Here is a 16,391-nt window from a genome sequence, read left to right as displayed (position 1 = left end):
TGTGAGCCCGCGGTCAGCGGACCATCGACGTCGCGAGAGTGCGCGCCGTTCAGGCCTCGGGGGGAAAGTCTAGGAGCGGCCTCCTGCCGCGCCTATTCGCAATACGGTCTAGCGCAAATGGACTACGCGGGCACCGCGTCGACGTTCGCACGGTCCCAGTGCCGGTGCTTGGCGATGGCCGCGATGAAATCGTTCGCCACCTGCATCGCCGCCGTCGTGTCGCCGAGGTTGGTGACCGGCGTGGCCGCCACCACCACGCCCGCCGGCACATCGGCCGGCGGTGTGTCCGCCGCGATACCGAGCGTAGACAGCAGCCGCACGCCCTCGCCCACCGTGCAGATCGCCTTGCAGTGCTTGTAGGCCTCGAGCACGAAGTGCACCGCATCGCCGATGCCCGACATCGCGGCGGCGCTTTCGCTGCCGGCCGGCACGAGCACGGCGTCGAACATCACCGAGGGCGTGTTGGCGAAGGTCATGTCGACGTCGATCTGGCGCTTCGATGCGCTGGCGACGGTGCCCAGCTTCGGGCCCACGGTCTTGCATTGCGCACCGGCCTGTTCGAGCGCATCGCGGATCGGCTTCAGCGAAGCCGAATCGACACCGTCGGCCACGAGGATCGCGACCTTGCGCGTGCGGATGGAGCCGTCGCCCGTGTCGACCATGCGCAGCGCCGGCGACTCGTCGATGGGCAGCGATATGCGGTGGTCGCGAAAACCCGCGCGGCCCGCCGCCGCCTTGGCATCGGGCTGGCCGATGCCCAGCGGCTCGGCCACGCGGCGCGCCAGCTTCTCGTCCACGTGCGCGAGGTTGTCGACCATGCGCTGGCGAATGGCCGGTACGTCGAGCTTCGACAGCTCGAAGCGGAAGGCCGCGATGATGTGCTCCTTCTCGGCCGCGCTCTGGCTGTTGAAGAACAGGCGCGCCTGCGTGAAGTGATCGTCGAACGACGGGCTGCGGCGGCGCACCTTGGGCGACTCGATCTCTTCCGGAAACGACTGAAAGCCGTGGCTGCCGCCGTCCACGCGGAACTCCGTGCCGCTGCCCAGCGTGTTGGGCTCGTAGGCCGCCTGGCCGCGCGCGATGGTCTGCCTGTGCATGCCGTCGCGCTGGAAGTTGTGGAACGGGCACACGCTCTTGTTGATCGGCAGTTCGTGGAAGTTGGCGCCGCCCAGGCGCGAGATCTGCGTGTCGGTGTACGAGAAGAGGCGGCCCTGCAGCAGCGGGTCGTTGCTGAAGTCGATGCCGGGCACCACGTGGCCCGGATGGAAAGCCACCTGCTCGGTCTCGGCGAAGAAGTTGTCGGGGTTGCGGTTGAGCACCAGCCGGCCGATCTTCTGCACCGGCACCATCTCTTCTGGAATCAGCTTGGTGGGGTCGAGCAGGTCGAAGCCGAGCGAGTGCTCCTTGTCCTGCGCGATCATCTGCACGCCGAGCTCCCACTCGGGGAAGTCGCCGTTCTCGATGGCTTCCCACAGGTCGCGCCGATGGAAGTCCGGGTCCTTGCCGGCGATCTTCTGCGCCTCGTCCCACGCGAGGCCGTGGATGCCGAGCTTGGGCTTCCAGTGGAACTTCACGAAGTGGCTCTCGCCGCGGCTGTTGACGAAGCGGAAGGTGTGCACGCCGAAGCCTTCCATCATGCGCAGGCTGCGCGGAATGGCGCGGTCGCTCATGGCCCACATCAGCATGTGGGTGCTCTCGGGCATCAGCGAGGCGAAGTCCCAGAAGGTGTCGTGCGCGCTCGCGGCCTGCGGCATCTCGTGGTGCGGCTCGGGCTTGACGGCGTGGATGAGGTCGGGGAACTTGATCGCGTCCTGGATGAAGAACACCGGGATGTTGTTGCCCACGAGGTCGTAGTTGCCCTCGCGCGTGTAGAACTTGACGGCGAAGCCGCGCACGTCGCGCACCGTGTCGGCCGAGCCGCGCGAGCCGGCCACGGTCGAGAAGCGCACGAAGACGGGCGTCTTCACGTCGGGGTCCTGCAGGAAGTCGGCGCAGGTGAACTGCGACATCGACTTGTAGACCTGGAAGTAGCCGTGCGCCGCCGAGCCGCGCGCGTGCACGGCGCGCTCCGGGATGCGCTCGTGGTCGAAGTGCGTGATCTTCTCGCGCAGGATGAAGTCTTCCAGCAGCGTCGGACCGCGCACGCCCGCTTTCAGCGAGTTGTGGTTGTCCGGTATCTGCAGGCCCTGGTTGGTGGTCAGCGTCGTCGGGTGCTCGACGGTGAAACCTTCGAGCTGCAGCTGCTTGGCGCTGCTGCCGTCGCCCGCCTTGGCGGCGCTGGCGCGGCGGCCTGCGACCGCCTTGTTCTGCGGCGTCATCGTGGATCTGCTGGAGTCTTTCATGGGGTGGGCGTTCAGCCCGTTTCGTTGTTGTCGAGGAACATGTCGAGCACGTTGACCAGGGCGATCAGGCAGATGCTGCCCGCCGCGGCGGCGACGGTCCACAACAGGATTTCAGCGCCCCAGGTGCCGATGAACGAGTCGAAAAGCGATGAGACCATGGATCACTCCGGGGCTGAAAGCGAGATGCAAGGTTATGTTTCGCGGCGCCCGGACCCCGTAGTGGCCGCCCTTCCACCGCTGTGGGAGAAGGCACGCGGACGAGGTAGGAGCGGGCCGACAGCACCTCCTGCCCGCCTACGAAGCTTCGCGCGCCCTGGCCGTGGGATCGGAGAGCGCCGTCGCATAGCATGGGTCCAACACAGGGAAAGAAAAGAACCATGCTGATCAGAATCGGTTTCGACATCGAACTCGGCGTCACCGCCCCGACGGCCGTGATCTACATGCTCCAGGTGCATCCCTCGCGCGCCCGGGACCTGCAAGGGGAGGAGAACATCACCCTCAGCCCGCCACTGGCCACCGACCACTACCTGGACGGATTCGGCAACCGCTGCGCGCGCGTGCACGTCCCCCCGGGAGTGAAGAGCGTGCGCCTGCGCAACCGCGCGGTGATCTACGACACCGGCTGGCCCGACCCGGTGGACTTCGGCGCCGTCGGGCACATGGCGGCCGACCTGCCGGTGGACACGCTGCCCTTCGTGCTGCCGAGCCGCTATTGCGAGGTCGACAGCGAACTGCTGGAGTTCGCCTGGGCCAACTTCTCGAACGTGGCGCCAGGCTGGCCGCGCGTGCAGGCGATCTGCGACTTCGTGCACCGGCACCTGCGCTTCGACTACGGGAAGGCGCGGGCCACGCGCACCGCCACGGAAGGCTTTCGCGAAGGCACGGGCGTGTGCCGCGACTTCGCGCACCTCGCGATCACCCTGTGCCGCTGCATGAACATTCCGGCGCGCTACGTGACGGGCTATCTCGGCGACATCGGCATTCCGCCGGTGCCCTCCCCGATGGACTTCAGCGCATGGTTCGAGGTGTACCTGGGCAACCGCTGGCACACCTTCGACGCGCGCCACAACACGCCGCGCATCGGCCGCGTGGTGATCGCGCGCGGACGCGACGCAGCGGACGTGCCGATCACGATGGTGTTCGGCGCGAACACGCTGGATCGCTTTGAAGTGACGACAGAGGAAGTGCTCACCTGACTCCCGGCCCCGGCGGCGGCGCTGCATCGCAACACGCCGCAACACGGTGAAATCTGCCGGCAACACCTCGCCCCGACGCTCGCGGCTCCATCCATGATCGAGGAGCAAAAGTGTCGATTTCCGACTTGGCGTCGAAGAACAACCATAAGTACACACCGGCCGAGCCACCGCACTGCCACCACCTGGCCGACGACCTTCCGCTGATGGCGGCGCAGCTCGGCCTGCAGCGGCGCAAGGCGCTGGCATGGCTGGGATCGGCGGCCGCGGCCGGCCCGGCGATGCTGCTGGCCGGCTGCGGCGGCGAGGGCGGTTCCGACAGCGGCAGCACCGCCAGCCTCGCGGGGCTGGTGGCCGCATCGGGCACGACTGCCACGACCACGTCGGGCACCACGACGAGCGGCAGCAGCACCAGCAGTTCCAGTTCGGGCAGCACGAGCACCACCACGAGCAGCAGCTGCACCGCCCTGCCCGGCGAGACCGCGGGGCCCTACCCCGCCGACGGCACCAACACGTCTTCGGGCTCGACCTCCGACATCCTCACCGCCAGCGGCATCGTGCGCAGCGACATCCGCAGTAGCTTCATCAGCACCACCACGCAAGCGGCCGGCGTGCAGATGACGCTAACGCTCACGCTGGCGAACACCTCCTCGAGCTGCGCGCCGCTGTCGGGCTACGCCATCTACCTGTGGCACTGCGACCGCGACGGCAACTACTCGCTGTACTCGGCGCCCGCCGAGAGTTACCTGCGCGGCGTGCAGGTGACCGACAGCAACGGCCAGGTGACCTTCACGACCATCTTCCCCGCCTGCTATTCGGGACGCTGGCCGCACATCCATTTCGAGGTGTTCCAGAGCCTGTCGACCGCCACCACAGGCAGGAACTCCGTCCTCACCTCGCAGCTCGCGATGCCGAGCGCGGTGTGCAGCGCGGTCTACCCCTACGCCACCGGCTATACCAACAGCGTGGCGAACTTCGCGGCCATCTCGCTCTCGACCGACAACGTGTTCGGCGACAACACGGCGGCGCAGATCGCGGCGATGACGCCTTCGATGAGCGGCAGCGTGAGCGTGGGCTACACCGCGGCGGCGACGATCGGCATCGCGCGCTGAACAAGACCAACGCCGGCTAGCGCGGCATGGCCACCTTGCGCAGGCAGCCCATGAGCAGTTCGCTCGCGGGCGTCTGCGCGCGGCCGCGCAGCGTGATGATGCCCACCGGCGGCAGCTCGATCGGCACCCTGATCTTCAGGATGCGCAGCTGCCCCTGCCGCTCGAAATGCCGGGCCACGCCGCGCGCCAGGAAGCCCACGGCCGGGCGCTCGTGCATGACCGAGAGCGTGACCAGGAAGGACGCGGTCTCGACGATGTCCGCCGGCGGCACGAGGCGATGTCGGTAGAACATCTGCGCGAGCTTGGAGCGCGACGAGGCCCAGGGCGGAGGCACCACCCAGGGCACCTCGGCCAGCATCGTCCAGTCGATCTTCGGCGCGGCCGCCAGCGGGTGGACGGGGCTCACCACGATGCACATCGGCTCGGGGTAGAGCGCCTCGGTCTCCAGGTCCGGCGAGGCATAGCCGGGTTCGAGGCGCCCGACGATCAGGTCGAGCTCGCCCACGCGCAGGCGCGGCAGCAGGCGCGTGAGGTCGCCCTCTTCCACCATCACGGTGGTGAGCGCCGATTGCTCCTTGAGCTTCTGGATGGCCTGCACCAGCAGGCTGGGCGTGGCCACCACCATCGCGCCCACGCTGGTGCGGCCGGCGCCGCCGCTGGCCACGGCGCTGAGCTCGTCGCGCGTGCGCTGGTAGTCGGCCAGCACCGAGCGCGCGAAGCGCACCACGGTGGCGCCGTAGGCCGTGGGCTCGGTGCCGCGCGTGGAGCGCACGAAGAGCTGCAGGTCGAACATGCGCTCTATCTCCGCCAGCATCTTCGACACCGCGGGCTGCGTGATCGAGAGGAATTCCGACACCCGCCCCAGGTGGCGGAACTCGTCGAGCGCCACCAGCAGTTGCAGGTGGCGCAGCTTGAGGTTGGAGCGAAGGGCGCGGTCGATCTGGCTCATGGCATCGTTGAGCGGCTGCCTGCCTCTTCATAACCTGAAGCTCATGAAGAGAGTCCGCTATTTCATTGGATGGCAATGATTGTCTCCGGAAGAATCCGCACTGCCGACCGAACAACAGATTCCCGGAGACAACGATGAAATCCCTTCCTTCCGAGGCACGGCGCCAGCTCGTGCTCGGCGGCCTTGGCGCCGCCGCCCTCGCGGCCGCACCCTCGCGCGTTCTCGCCGCCGCCAACTATCCCGAACGCCCCATCGCCTTCATCTGCCCCTGGCCCGCCGGCGGCACGGCCGACCGCTCGATGCGCACCATCTGCCAGATCGCATCGCGCGAGCTGGGCCAGCCGGTGGTGTTGGAGAACCGCGCGGGCGCCTCGGGAATGATCGGCACCAAGGCGCTGGCCTCGGCCCGGCCCGACGGCTACACCATCGGCCAGGTGCCGATCTCGGTGACGCGCTTCGCGCAGATCGGCACCGTGCAGCTCGACCCGCTGAAAGACCTGACGTATCTCGCGCGCACCTCGGGCCAGACCTTCGGCATCGCCGTGCCCGCGAGCTCGCCGTTCAGGACGCTGCAGGAAATGGTCGCGCAGGCCAAGGCGAAGCCCGGCGTGCTGACCTACGCGCATGCCGGCATCGGCGGTGCCACGCACGTGGGCATGGAGCAGTTCGCGCAGGCCGCGGGCGTGAAGTTCAACGCCATCGCCTACAAGGGCGGCTCGGCCGCGCTGCAGGACGTGCTGGGCGAGCAGGTCGACATGCTGGCCGACAGCAGCTCGTGGGCGCCGCATGTGGAAAGCGGCAAGCTGCGTCTGCTGGCCACCTGGGGCGAGACGCGCACGCCGCGCTTCAAGGACACGCCCACGCTCAAGGAGCTGGGCTACGACGTGGTGGTCGAGGCGCCGAACGGCATCGGCGCGCCCAAGGGCCTGCCGCCGGCCATCGAGAAGCGCCTGCGCGACGCCTTCCGCGTGGCCGTCAACAGCGATGACTTCCGCAAGGTGGCCGAGAGCATCGACGCGCCCGTCATGTACCAGGACGGACCCGACTATCAGAAGTACGTGCAGGCCGTGTACCGGCAGGAGACGGACCTGATCCGCAAGCTCAACCTCAAGGAGCTGATGGCCAAGGGCTGAAGCCCCTGACCTCTTCGCCTTTCTTCCGCGCCCTTCCATGAACGACAGCCCCCTTCTCCGCCTGCACCCGCACGACAACGTGCTGGTCGCCAGGACCGCCATCGCCCTCGGCGAGACCATTGCCGAGTTCGGCGTGCGCGCCAGGGCGCAGATTCCGGCGGGCCACAAGATCGCGTCGCGCGCCATCGCGGCCGGCGAGGAGGTGAAGAAATACGACACCGTGATCGGCGTGGCCTCGCGCGACATCCAGCCCGGCGACTACGTGCACAGCCACAACATCACGCTGGTGGACTCGTACCGCGACCCGGCCTTCTGCCAGGACGCTCGGCCAGTGGACTTCGTGCCCGTGGCCGAGCGCGCCACCTTCATGGGCTTCGTGCGCGAGGACGGCAGCGTGGGCACGCGCAACTTCATCGGCATCCTGTCGTCGGTGAACTGCTCGGCCACGGTCATCAAGCGCATCGCCGCGCACTTCACGCCCGAACGGCTGGCCGCCTTTCCGAACGTGGACGGCGTGGCCGCCTTCGCGCAGAGCAGCGGCTGCGGGATGTCGTCGCCCAGCGAGCACTTCGACCTGCTGCGCCGCACCCTCGCGGGCTATGCGCGCCACCCGAACCTGGCGGGCGTTCTGATCGTGGGCCTGGGCTGCGAGCGCAACCAGGTCGACGCGCTGGTCGATTCGCAGGGCCTGGAACGCGGCCGGCTGATGCGCACGATGGTGATGCAGGACGTTGGCGGCACGCGCGCCACCGTCGAGGCCGGCATTCGCGCGATCGAGGAGATGCTGCCCGAGGCCAATGCCGCGCGGCGCACGCCGGTGGGGGCCAACCACCTGAAGATCGGGCTGGAGTGCGGCGGCTCCGACGGCTTCTCGGCGATCAGCGCCAACCCCGCGCTGGGGGCGGCGATGGACATCCTGGTGCGCCACGGCGGCACGGCCATCCTGTCGGAAACGCCCGAGATCCACGGCGTGGAGTTCATGCTCACGCGCCGCGCCGCCACGCCCGAGGTCGGGCAGAAGCTGCTCGACCGGCTGGCCTGGTGGGAGCGCTACGCGGCGGGCCAGAACGCGCAGTTCAACGGCGTGGTCGGCCACGGCAACCAGGCCGGCGGGCTGGCCAACATCTTCGAGAAGTCGCTGGGCTCCGCGATGAAGGGCGGCACCACGCCGCTGCGCGCGGTGTACGAATATGCCGAGCCCATCGACGAGCCGGGCTTCGTCTTCATGGACTCGCCGGGCTACGACCCGGTGGCCGTCACCGGCCAGATCGCCAGCGGCGCGCAGCTCATCTGCTTCACCACCGGGCGCGGCTCGATGTTCGGCAGCAAGCCCGCGCCGACCATCAAGCTCGCGAGCAACACGCCGATGTTCCGCCGCCTCGAGGAGGACATGGACATCAACTGCGGCAGCGTGATCGACGGCGAGCTGACTGTTGCCGAGCTGGGCCAGCTGATCTTCGAGCAGATCCTGCGCCATGCCTCCGGCGAGGCGACCAAGAGCGAAGTGCTGGGGCTGGGCGACCACGAGTTCGTGCCCTGGCACCTGGGCATCGTGAGCTGACTTCCTTCCTCCTTCCTTCTCTCTCCAGTACATGCCTCTGACACTTTCGCGGCCCGAGCTGATGCGCTCGGCCAACTTCATCGCCGGAGAGTGGCTGCGCGCCGCGCCCGGCCGCACGCTGGACGTGACCGACCCGGCCACCGGCGCACTCGTTGCGCAAGTGCGTGATTCGATTGCGGCGGACGCGTGGTCGGCGGTCGATGCGGCTCATGCCGCGTTTCCTTCATGGCGCAAGGTTCCGGCGTAGCAGCGCGCGCAGATCCTCAAGCGCTGGAACGATTTCGTGCTCGCGCACCAGGAAGACCTGGGCCGGCTCATCTCGCGCGAGCAGGGCAAGCCGCTGGCCGAGGGCCGCGGCGAGGTCGCCTACGCGGCCAGCTACATCGAATGGTTCGCCGAAGAAGCGACGCGCGCCAATGGCGACATCATTCCGGCGCCGGTGACGGGCCGGCGCATGCTCGCGCTGAAGGAGCCCGTGGGCGTGGTCGCCGCGATCACGCCGTGGAACTTCCCGGCCGCGATGATCGCGCGCAAGATCGCTCCGGCACTTGCCGCAGGTTGCACCGTGGTGTGCAAGCCAGCGGAAGACACGCCGCTGACCTCGCTGGCGCTCGTGGCATTGGCAGCCGAAGCCGGCGTGCCGCCGGGCGTGCTCAACATCGTGACCGCCTCGCGCGAGCGCACGCCCGAGGTGGTCGATGCCTGGCTCGACGATGCGCGCGTTCGCAAGATCACCTTCACCGGCTCGACGCCCGTGGGCAAGCACCTCGCACGCCGCTCGGCCGATACGCTGAAGAAGCTGTCGCTGGAACTCGGCGGCAATGCGCCCTTCATCGTGTTCGACGACGCCGACCTCGACGCCGCAGTCGAAGGCCTGATGGCCGCCAAGTTCCGCAACGGCGGGCAGACCTGCGTGTGCCCGAACCGCGTGTTCGTGCACGAGTCGGTACACGATCGCTTTGCCGAACTGCTGGTGGCGCGCGTGGCGGCGCTGCGCGTCGGGCCGGCCAGCGACGAAGCCTCGCAGATCGGCCCGATGATCAATGCGCGCGCGGTGGACAAGATCGATCGCCATGTGCAGGACGCGGTCGCGCGCGGCGCGCGCATCCTCACCGGCGGCACGCGGCTGCCGGCACTGGGCGCCAACTACTTCGCGCCCACCGTGCTGGCCGATGCCGACTCGACCATGGCCTGTGCCTGCGAGGAAACCTTCGGCCCTGTCGCGCCGCTCACGCGCTTCACCAGCGAAGCCGAGGTCATTGCCCAGGCCAACGACACGCCCTTCGGCCTCGCGGCCTACTTCTATTCGACGGACGCGCGGCGCATCTGGCGCGTGGCCGACGCGCTGGAGAGCGGCATCGTCGGCATCAACGAAGGCGCGCTCGCAGCGGAGGCCGCGCCCTTCGGCGGCGTGAAGGACTCGGGCTACGGCCGCGAAGGCTCGGTGCACGGCCTGGACGACTACATGCACACCAAGTACGTGTGCCAGGGCCAGCTCGACTGAGTTCCCGGCATTCCCATTTCATCGACGGACAAGCCCCATGCCCGCAACAAACCCCTTCAAGTCCGCGCTCGCCGCGCGCCAGCCCCAGGTCGGCCTCTGGCTCTCGATGGCCGATCCGTACATGGCCGAGGTCAGCGCGACCGCCGGCTTCGACTGGCTGCTGATCGACGGCGAGCACGCGCCCAACGACCTGCGCTCCACGCTGGCCGCTCTGCAGGCGGTGGCGCCGCACCGTGCCCAGCCCGTGGTGCGCGCGGTGCAGGGCGATACCGCGCTCATCAAGCAGCTGCTGGACATCGGCGCGAAGAACCTGCTGGTGCCCATGGTCGACACCGCCGAGCAGGCGCGCGCGCTGGTGTCGGCCACGCGCTATCCGCCGCTGGGCATTCGCGGCGTGGGCAGCGCGGTCGGACGCGCGTCGCAGTGGAGCGCGCGCACCGACTATCTCGATGTGGCCGACGGCGAGGTCTGCCTGCTGGTGCAGGCCGAGACGGTGACGGCCCTGTCGAACCTCGAACAGATCTGCGCGGTAGACGGCGTGAACGGCGTCTTCATCGGTCCGGCCGATCTCGCGGCCTCGATGGGCCATCGTGGCAGGCCCGGCCATCCCGAGGTGCAGGCTGCCATCGAGGCCGCGATGCGGACCATCGTGGCTTCGGGCAAGGCGGCCGGCACGCTCACTTCCGATCCGAAACTGGCGCGGCGCTATCTGGAGCTGGGCTGTACCTTCGTGGCAGTGGGCGTGGACGTGCTGCTGTACGCGGGCGCGGCGCGCAAGCTGGCGGCCGAATTTCTCGGCGCGCCCTCGGCTGCCGCAGTGCCGCCCGAATCGCGCGGCGCCTACTGAGCGGCCGCCCTACTTCTGCTGTTGCTCGTAGCCGAGCAGCTTCATCGCGGCCGTCAGGCTCTTGCGGCTGCGCTCCATGGCGGCCCAGGGCTTGTTGCCGATTTCGAAGCGCTCGGCCGCATTGGCGACGGTCCATTGCGCGGCACTGGTCAAGGCCGGCAATTCGTCCCACGCGAGCGGCACCGACACGCCCAGCCCCGGGCGCGAACGCGCCGACCATGCACTGACGGTGGTTGCGCCGAAGCCGTTGCGCAGATAGTCCACGAACACCTTGCCCACGCGGTTGCGTGGGCCGCTCTTCGCCACGAAGCGCGACGGAATGGTCTCGGCCAGGTGCGCCACCACGGCCTGCGAAAAGCCCTTGACGGTGTCCCAGTCGTACTGCCGCCGCAGCGGCACCACCACGTGCAACCCCTTGCCGCCGCTGGTCTTGAGGAAGCACGGCAGGCCCAGTTCGTCGAGCAGCGTGCGCACCAGCGTCGCGGCCTCCTGGATCTGCGGCCATGCGACGCCCTCGCCGGGGTCGAGGTCGAAGGTCATGCGGTCGGGCTTGCCGATGGCACGCGAGGTGGCGTTCCAGGTGTGCAGCTCGATGACGTTCATCTGCGCGGCGCCGAGCAGGGCCTGCTTCGTGTCGATCTGCAGCAGCGGCTCGTGGCCCGGATCGAGCGCGGGATCGAGCAGGCGCACGCCGGGGATCTCGCTGTTCTGCAGGTGCTTCTGGAAGAACAGCTCGCCGCCCACGCCCTCGGGCGCGCGCACCAGCGACACCGGCCGCCCGCGCAGGTGCGGCAGCATGAGTTTCGCAACGCTGTCGTAATAGGCCGCGAGCGTGCCCTTGGTGATGCCGCTGTGCTTGTCGATCACGCGGTCGGCGTGGGTGATCTTCGGGATCATGGGTGTCTTTGCTTCCTGGTTCTTCGGCTTCGGTGCGGCCTCGATCTCCCTGATCCGCTGCGGCCGCTCGCGCCGGATGTCGCGCGCGGGCTTGTCGGCGCGCAGTCCCTGGAACACGGCCTGGCGCACGCGGTCTTCGCGCGTCCATTCGCCGAACGAGATTTCGGCCACGAGCGTGGGCTTGACCCATTGCGCCCTGACGCCGCGCGGCGCGGGCTCGAAGGGGCAGACGTCGGTGGCCAACTTGTCGAGGCGAGCCTTGACGTCGGCGAGGCGGCCCGCGTCGAAGCCGGTGCCCACGTTGCCGCAGTAGCGCAGCCGGCCGGTGGCCTCGTCGTGCACGCCCAGCAGCAAGGCGCCGAAGCCGGTGCGCGAGCCCTTCGGCGCGGTGAAGCCGCCGATCACGAATTCCTGCCGCTGCTGGTTCTTGAGCTTGATCCAGTCGGGCGAGCGGCGCGACACGTACGGCGATCCCTTGCGCTTGCCGACGATGCCCTCGAAGCCGATGTGCGCCGACGACGCGAGCAGGTCGCGCGGCGAAGCGTCGAAGGCCTCGCTCAGGCGCAGCGGCACGGGCGGCTTTCGGCCGAGCAGCTTCGCGAGCCGGGCACGGCGCTCCTCGACCGGCATGTCGCGCAGGTCTTCGCCATCGAGGAAGGGCGCGTCGAACAGCCAGTAGACGATGGACGAGGTCTTGCCGCGATCGAAGGCGTTCTGCAGCGCCTGGAAGTCGGGCGCACCGTTCTCGCCTTCGACGGTGATCTCGCCGTCGAGCCACGCGCTGGCCGTGGGCAGTTTCGCCAGCGCCTTCTCGAGCGCGGGCAGCTTCGCGGTCCAGTCGTGGCCGTTGCGGGTGAAGCAGCGGACCTTGCCCTTGTCGATGCGCGCCAGCAGGCGGTAGCCGTCGAACTTGAGCTCGTAGAGCCAGTCGCCGGGCGATGAAGGCGGCGAGGCCGCGAGCGTGGCGAGCTGGGGCTGGAAGGTGGCCGGCAGCGGGGCTTTCTTCGCGGTCTTTTTCTCGGCAATGCCTGCAAGCTTTTTTGCGGACGCCTTGCTGGCGACTTTCTTCGGCGGCTGGTCCACCTCGTCCACGCCGCGCCCGGTGATCACGCTCGCCGGCCGTTCTTCGACCACGTCGTACTCATCGATCGCCCGTGCCTCGCCGTCGCGTTCCTTGATGAGCAGCCAGGGCTCATGCTTGTCGTCGCCCTTGCCGTGCATGCGCACCAGCGTCCAGTGGCCGTGCAGCTTCTCGCCGCGCAGTTCGAACTTGAGCTTGCCGGCCGCGAGCGACTTGCGCGCGTCGCCTTCGGGCAGCCAGTCGCCGCGGTCCCAGACGATCACTGTGCCCGCACCGTACTGCTTCGGCGGAATGGTCCCCTCGAAATCCGCGTACGAGATCGGGTGGTCCTCGACGTGCACGGCCATGCGCTTCACGGACGGGTCGAGGCACGGCCCCTTCGGCACGGCCCAGCTCTTGAGCGTGCCGTCGAGTTCGAGCCGGAAGTCGTAGTGCAGGTGGCTCGCGTGGTGCTTCTGGATCACGAAGGACAGCACGCCCTTGCCCGGCCGGCCACCGGCCTTGGGCTCCGGCGTGCGCGAGAAGTCGCGCTTGCCGTGGTAGCGCGCCAGGGCCTTGCGCGCGGTCGATGCGGTGGCGCCCATCGCGGCCGGCCTCACTCAGGCGGCGCGGCGATGGCGGGCGGGGGCCTTGCGCGCGGCTTTCGCGGCGGGCTTGCGCTTCTTCGCGGCGGCCTTGGGCGGCGGTTCCGGTTCTGCGTCCTCCTCTTCGTCCTTGGCGGGCTTGCCGCCACCCTTGCGCAGGCTGCGCTGCAGCAGCTCGGTCAGGTCGAGGATCTTGGCGCCGCGGCCTTCGTCGGTGCGCTGCTCTTCCTCGGGCTCGGGCTGCGTGACGGTCTCGGTCTGGCCGGCCTTCACCTTCTTGTCCACCAGCCGCATGATCTCGTCCTTGAACTCGTCCTTGAATTCGCCGGGGTCCCAGTCGGCGCTCATGTCGTCGACCAGCTGCGTGGCCATCTTGATCTCACGCTCGCTCAGGCCGGCCTTCTTCGCGTCTTCCGAAGGCAGCGGCAGGTCGGTCCATGGCCGGATGTCCGCGCCCCAGCGCAGCAGGTTGAGCACGAGGCCGGGGCCCACGGGCACCAGCACCGCGAGGTGCTGCTTGGTCTGGATCACGACGCGCGCCACGCCCACGCGCCCGCTGCGCTGAAGGGTTTCGCGCAGCAGCGCGTACACCTTCGCGCCGCGGTTGATCGGCGCCACGTAGTAGGGCCGCTCCAGGTACACGAAGGGAATGCCGTTGGCCGGCACGAAGGTCTCGATCTCGATGGTCTGCGTGGTCTTGGGATAGGCGGCCGCGATCTCCTTGTCGCTGAGTACCACGTACTCGCCGTCCTCGTACTCGATGCCTTTCACGATCTGCTCGCGCGCGATCTCCTTGCCGGTCTTCTTGTTGATGCGCTTGTAGCCGACCGGGTCCATGGTGCGCTTGTCGAGCCAGTCGAAGTCGATGCCGTGGTCGGTGGTGGCCGAGTACAGCGCGACCGGGATGTGGACGAGGCCGAAGCTGATGGCGCCCTTCCACAGGACGCGCGGCGCGGGAGCTTTTTTCGAGATGGACATGGACGCACTCCTTCAGGCTGGGAATGTGCGCCGCCCCTGCCCGGGCGGTGTAGGAGCGCGGCCCCAGGCGCCGTCAGGCCGCGCCGGCCACGGGTCCGAGCTGGCGCTCGCTCGGGCGCGCGAAGTAGAACCACTCGGCGCCCGGCAGCGCCACAGCATTCGGAAACACGATGAAGCCGTCGTCGGGCGCGCTCACCAGCGTGCCGTCGTGGCGCATGCCGATGGGCTCGCCGCGCAGCACTTCGTCGAAGGTGGCCCAGTCGCGCACGAAGCTGTCTTCCTCGTGCAGGCGGTCGGTCACGCTGGCCAGGCGCAGCAGTTTCGGCGGCTGCGCGGGCCCGCCCGACAGCCCTTCGGGCAGCGCCGCCATGCCCAGCAGCGCGAGCGTGCGGCGGATGGCGCGCCATGCCACTTCGGGCGCCTGCGGGTCCAGGTGCTGGCCGCACTCGAGCGTGACGCCGTAGCCGCCGCGGCTGCGGATGTATTCGTTGGTGCCGCGGCCGAAGTCGAGCGCGGCCTCGTCGGCCGGCACGCCTCCTGCGCGCTGCGCGAGGCCGGCGGCGTAGATGTCGAGCCAGCCTTCCACCACGATGGGCGTGCCGATGTGCAGCGCGAGTTGGCCTTCTTCGTACGCGCGTGCAAAGGGCTCCAGCGCGCCGGTGTTGTCGCGCGGGCCGATCATCGCGAAGGCCTCGCCCTCGCTCTGGAAGGAATGCAGGTCGAGCAGCACCTCGTGGCGCGCGATCAGCGGGGCCAGCACGTTGGTGATGCGGGCTTCGTAGTCGGCCGGCGCCTCGGTGGGGCGGAACAGGCGGTTGAGGTTGCGCTCGCCCTCGCGCTGCATGCGGCGCCGGGCCAATGGATTGGCGACGGGCACCAGCGTCAGCTCGCCGCGCCGCAGCTGCAGCGTGCCGGCATCGAACTCGGCCAGGATGCGCTCGATGCCCAGGGTGCCGGAAATTTCGTCGCCGTGCACGCCACCCATCACGAGCAGCCGGGGACCGGGGTTCAGCGAGGCGAAGGCGTGGATGCGCAGGCCGTCGGTGGCCACGCCGGCAAAAGGATCGGAGGACATCGGGGGATTATTGCGGAGGCCCTTCCATGCGCGCAAAGGCGCTACCCATTTCATAGCGCCTCATAGCGCCGAGCGGACACCTACAGGGGCTGCCTCGTATTTCCTACCGGCCCGGCGGCGGCGGCGACGCAGGCTCGTTCCTCATCGTAGGAGCCACGCATGACCCCCAGCAAGAGCAGCAAGCGCAAAACCCCGCCGGCCGATCCCCTGAAGGACGCCGGCGGCGGCAAGACCAAGGTGGAGCAAGGCGGCGAATCGGCGCCGCGCCTGCCGCACGAGCGCGACCAGTCGTCCGACAGCCAGCAGACACAGGACGGCCAGCCCCCCAGGGTGGGCCGCCAGGCCCAGGAAGACGTCGAGCGCGGACTGGTCGACACCGACCGCGCGCTGGAGGCCGACAGCGTCGAAGGCGGAGGGAAGGTCAGGCGCTGACGACGCCGGCCAGCTGCCTGCGCATGTCGGCGATGACGGCGCCGTAGTCCTTGGCGTTGAAGATCGCGCTGCCGGCCACGAATGTGTCGGCGACAGCCGAGGCCACTCGCGCGATGTTGTCGGCCTTGATGCCGCCGTCCACCTCGAGGCGGATGTCGCGCCCGCTCTGCTCGATGCGCTTGCGCGCGAGTTCGATCTTGCGCAGGGCCGAGTCGATGAAGCTCTGGCCGCCGAAGCCGGGGTTCACGCTCATGATCAGGATCAGGTCGATGTCATCGATCGCCCAGTCCAGCGCCTCCAGGCCCAGGCCCGGGTTGAACACCAGCCCCGCCTTGCAGCCGGCCGCCTTGATGGCCTGGATGCTGCGGTGCGTGTGAGGCGAGGCGTCGGGGTGGAAGCTGATGTAGTCGGCGCCCGCTTGCGCGAAAGAGGCCGCCAGGGCATCGACCGGCTGGATCATCAGGTGCACGTCGATGGGCACCGGTGCGCCGGCAGCGGTCTTGGCGTAGGGCTTGAGCGCCTGGCAGATCATCGGGCCGAAGGTCAGGTTCGGCACGTAATGGTTGTCCATCACGTCGAAGTGGATCCAGTCGGCGCCGGCCGCGATCACGTCGGTCAGTTCTTTGCCGAGGTGCGCGAAATCGGCGGACAGGATGGAGGGCGCGATGCGGAACGGGGTGCTCATAACCCTTGATTCTCGCAG

General features: G+C 68.9%; 13 protein-coding genes and 1 pseudogene. 7 read left to right on the top strand and 7 right to left on the bottom strand.

Annotated elements, in window-relative coordinates:
• Window positions 1–122: 122 nt before the first annotated feature.
• Window positions 123–2,318 (bottom strand): catalase, encoded by a 2,196-nt coding sequence (locus ACEOAB_RS01925; protein WP_056588762.1) that lies wholly within the window; start codon window positions 2,316–2,318, stop codon window positions 123–125.
• Window positions 2,319–2,353: 35 nt separating this feature from the next.
• Entirely contained in the window at window positions 2,354–2,500 is a 147-nt protein-coding gene (locus ACEOAB_RS01920) for a hypothetical protein (protein ID WP_200955388.1), read from the bottom strand.
• A 219-nt stretch (window positions 2,501–2,719) separates the two neighbouring features.
• Here ACEOAB_RS01920 and ACEOAB_RS01915 point away from each other — a divergent pair, with 219 nt between their 5' ends.
• Together ACEOAB_RS01915 and ACEOAB_RS01910 are read left to right on the top strand one after the other, a co-directional pair.
• The gene (locus ACEOAB_RS01915) at window positions 2,720–3,538 is read left to right on the top strand and encodes a transglutaminase-like domain-containing protein (RefSeq protein ID WP_056588759.1); all 819 of its coding nucleotides are present in this window, start codon (window positions 2,720–2,722) and stop codon (window positions 3,536–3,538) included.
• 110 nt (window positions 3,539–3,648) lie between these two features.
• Window positions 3,649–4,647 carry an intradiol ring-cleavage dioxygenase gene (locus ACEOAB_RS01910; protein WP_495653414.1) on the top strand — a complete coding sequence of 333 codons (999 nt, stop codon included), beginning with the start codon at window positions 3,649–3,651 and terminating at the stop codon, window positions 4,645–4,647.
• A 16-nt stretch (window positions 4,648–4,663) separates the two neighbouring features.
• Here the strand turns inward: ACEOAB_RS01910 and ACEOAB_RS01905 are convergent, their stop codons facing one another.
• The gene (locus tag ACEOAB_RS01905) at window positions 4,664–5,596 is read right to left on the bottom strand and encodes a LysR substrate-binding domain-containing protein (RefSeq protein WP_056588757.1); all 933 of its coding nucleotides are present in this window, start codon (window positions 5,594–5,596) and stop codon (window positions 4,664–4,666) included.
• Window positions 5,597–5,730: 134 nt separating this feature from the next.
• On the opposite strand from ACEOAB_RS01905, the gene ACEOAB_RS01900 reads away from it, so the two are divergent.
• The 4 genes and pseudogenes from ACEOAB_RS01900 to hpaI all read left to right on the top strand — a co-directional run bounded on the left by ACEOAB_RS01900 (window position 5,731) and on the right by hpaI (window position 10,641).
• Window positions 5,731–6,729 (top strand): tripartite tricarboxylate transporter substrate binding protein, encoded by a 999-nt coding sequence (locus tag ACEOAB_RS01900; RefSeq protein WP_056588754.1) that lies wholly within the window; start codon window positions 5,731–5,733, stop codon window positions 6,727–6,729.
• A gap of 37 nt (window positions 6,730–6,766) precedes the next feature.
• Complete coding sequence (locus ACEOAB_RS01895) at window positions 6,767–8,290, top strand: UxaA family hydrolase (RefSeq protein WP_495653413.1); 1,524 nt, start codon at window positions 6,767–6,769, stop codon at window positions 8,288–8,290.
• Between the two features lie 31 nt (window positions 8,291–8,321).
• Window positions 8,322–9,794 (top strand): annotated as a pseudogene (locus tag ACEOAB_RS01890) (NAD-dependent succinate-semialdehyde dehydrogenase).
• A 37-nt stretch (window positions 9,795–9,831) separates the two neighbouring features.
• Window positions 9,832–10,641 (top strand): 4-hydroxy-2-oxoheptanedioate aldolase, encoded by an 810-nt coding sequence (gene hpaI / locus ACEOAB_RS01885; protein WP_413750315.1) that lies wholly within the window; start codon window positions 9,832–9,834, stop codon window positions 10,639–10,641.
• Window positions 10,642–10,650: 9 nt separating this feature from the next.
• Here hpaI and ligD read toward each other — a convergent pair whose 3' ends face one another.
• From ligD to ACEOAB_RS01870, 3 genes are all read right to left on the bottom strand, one after another.
• Window positions 10,651–13,203 carry a DNA ligase D gene (gene ligD, locus ACEOAB_RS01880; protein ID WP_413750314.1) on the bottom strand — a complete coding sequence of 851 codons (2,553 nt, stop codon included), beginning with the start codon at window positions 13,201–13,203 and terminating at the stop codon, window positions 10,651–10,653.
• 15 nt (window positions 13,204–13,218) lie between these two features.
• Entirely contained in the window at window positions 13,219–14,181 is a 963-nt protein-coding gene (gene ku, locus ACEOAB_RS01875; RefSeq protein WP_413751425.1) for a non-homologous end joining protein Ku, read from the bottom strand.
• A gap of 73 nt (window positions 14,182–14,254) precedes the next feature.
• A complete protein-coding gene (locus tag ACEOAB_RS01870; protein WP_495653412.1) occupies window positions 14,255–15,256 on the bottom strand; it encodes a succinylglutamate desuccinylase/aspartoacylase family protein in 1,002 nt (333 codons plus the stop codon).
• Window positions 15,257–15,415: 159 nt separating this feature from the next.
• On the opposite strand from ACEOAB_RS01870, the gene ACEOAB_RS01865 reads away from it, so the two are divergent.
• A complete protein-coding gene (locus ACEOAB_RS01865; RefSeq protein ID WP_413750962.1) occupies window positions 15,416–15,688 on the top strand; it encodes a hypothetical protein in 273 nt (90 codons plus the stop codon).
• Here ACEOAB_RS01865 and rpe read toward each other — a convergent pair.
• Entirely contained in the window at window positions 15,678–16,373 is a 696-nt protein-coding gene (rpe, locus tag ACEOAB_RS01860) for a ribulose-phosphate 3-epimerase (RefSeq protein ID WP_495653411.1), read from the bottom strand. The two genes, ACEOAB_RS01865 and rpe, sit on opposite strands and share 11 nt — an antisense overlap.
• Between the last annotated feature and the right edge of the window lie 18 nt (window positions 16,374–16,391).

Source organism: Variovorax sp. Varisp53, assembly GCF_059491555.1.
Note: the sequence above shows the minus strand (reverse complement) of the source record. Positions and strands in the feature narration are given on the sequence as shown.

Bases quoted from the DNA above. Each gene is read 5' to 3' on its own strand.
- ACEOAB_RS01920 (WP_200955388.1), bottom strand. From the start codon at position 2,500: ATGGTCTCATCGCTTTTCGACTCGTTCATCGGCACCTGGGGCGCTGAA.
- ku (WP_413751425.1), bottom strand. From the start codon at position 14,181: ATGTCCATCTCGAAAAAAGCTCCCGCGCCGCGCGTCCTGTGGAAGGGC.
- rpe (WP_495653411.1), bottom strand. From the start codon at position 16,373: ATGAGCACCCCGTTCCGCATCGCGCCCTCCATCCTGTCCGCCGATTTC.
- ACEOAB_RS01900 (WP_056588754.1), top strand. From the start codon at position 5,731: ATGAAATCCCTTCCTTCCGAGGCACGGCGCCAGCTCGTGCTCGGCGGC.
- ACEOAB_RS01895 (WP_495653413.1), top strand. From the start codon at position 6,767: ATGAACGACAGCCCCCTTCTCCGCCTGCACCCGCACGACAACGTGCTG.
- ACEOAB_RS01925 (WP_056588762.1), bottom strand. From the start codon at position 2,318: ATGACGCCGCAGAACAAGGCGGTCGCAGGCCGCCGCGCCAGCGCCGCC.
- ACEOAB_RS01915 (WP_056588759.1), top strand. From the start codon at position 2,720: ATGCTGATCAGAATCGGTTTCGACATCGAACTCGGCGTCACCGCCCCG.
- hpaI (WP_413750315.1), top strand. From the start codon at position 9,832: ATGCCCGCAACAAACCCCTTCAAGTCCGCGCTCGCCGCGCGCCAGCCC.
- ACEOAB_RS01865 (WP_413750962.1), top strand. From the start codon at position 15,416: ATGACCCCCAGCAAGAGCAGCAAGCGCAAAACCCCGCCGGCCGATCCC.
- ACEOAB_RS01905 (WP_056588757.1), bottom strand. From the start codon at position 5,596: ATGAGCCAGATCGACCGCGCCCTTCGCTCCAACCTCAAGCTGCGCCAC.
- ligD (WP_413750314.1), bottom strand. From the start codon at position 13,203: ATGGGCGCCACCGCATCGACCGCGCGCAAGGCCCTGGCGCGCTACCAC.
- ACEOAB_RS01870 (WP_495653412.1), bottom strand. From the start codon at position 15,256: ATGTCCTCCGATCCTTTTGCCGGCGTGGCCACCGACGGCCTGCGCATC.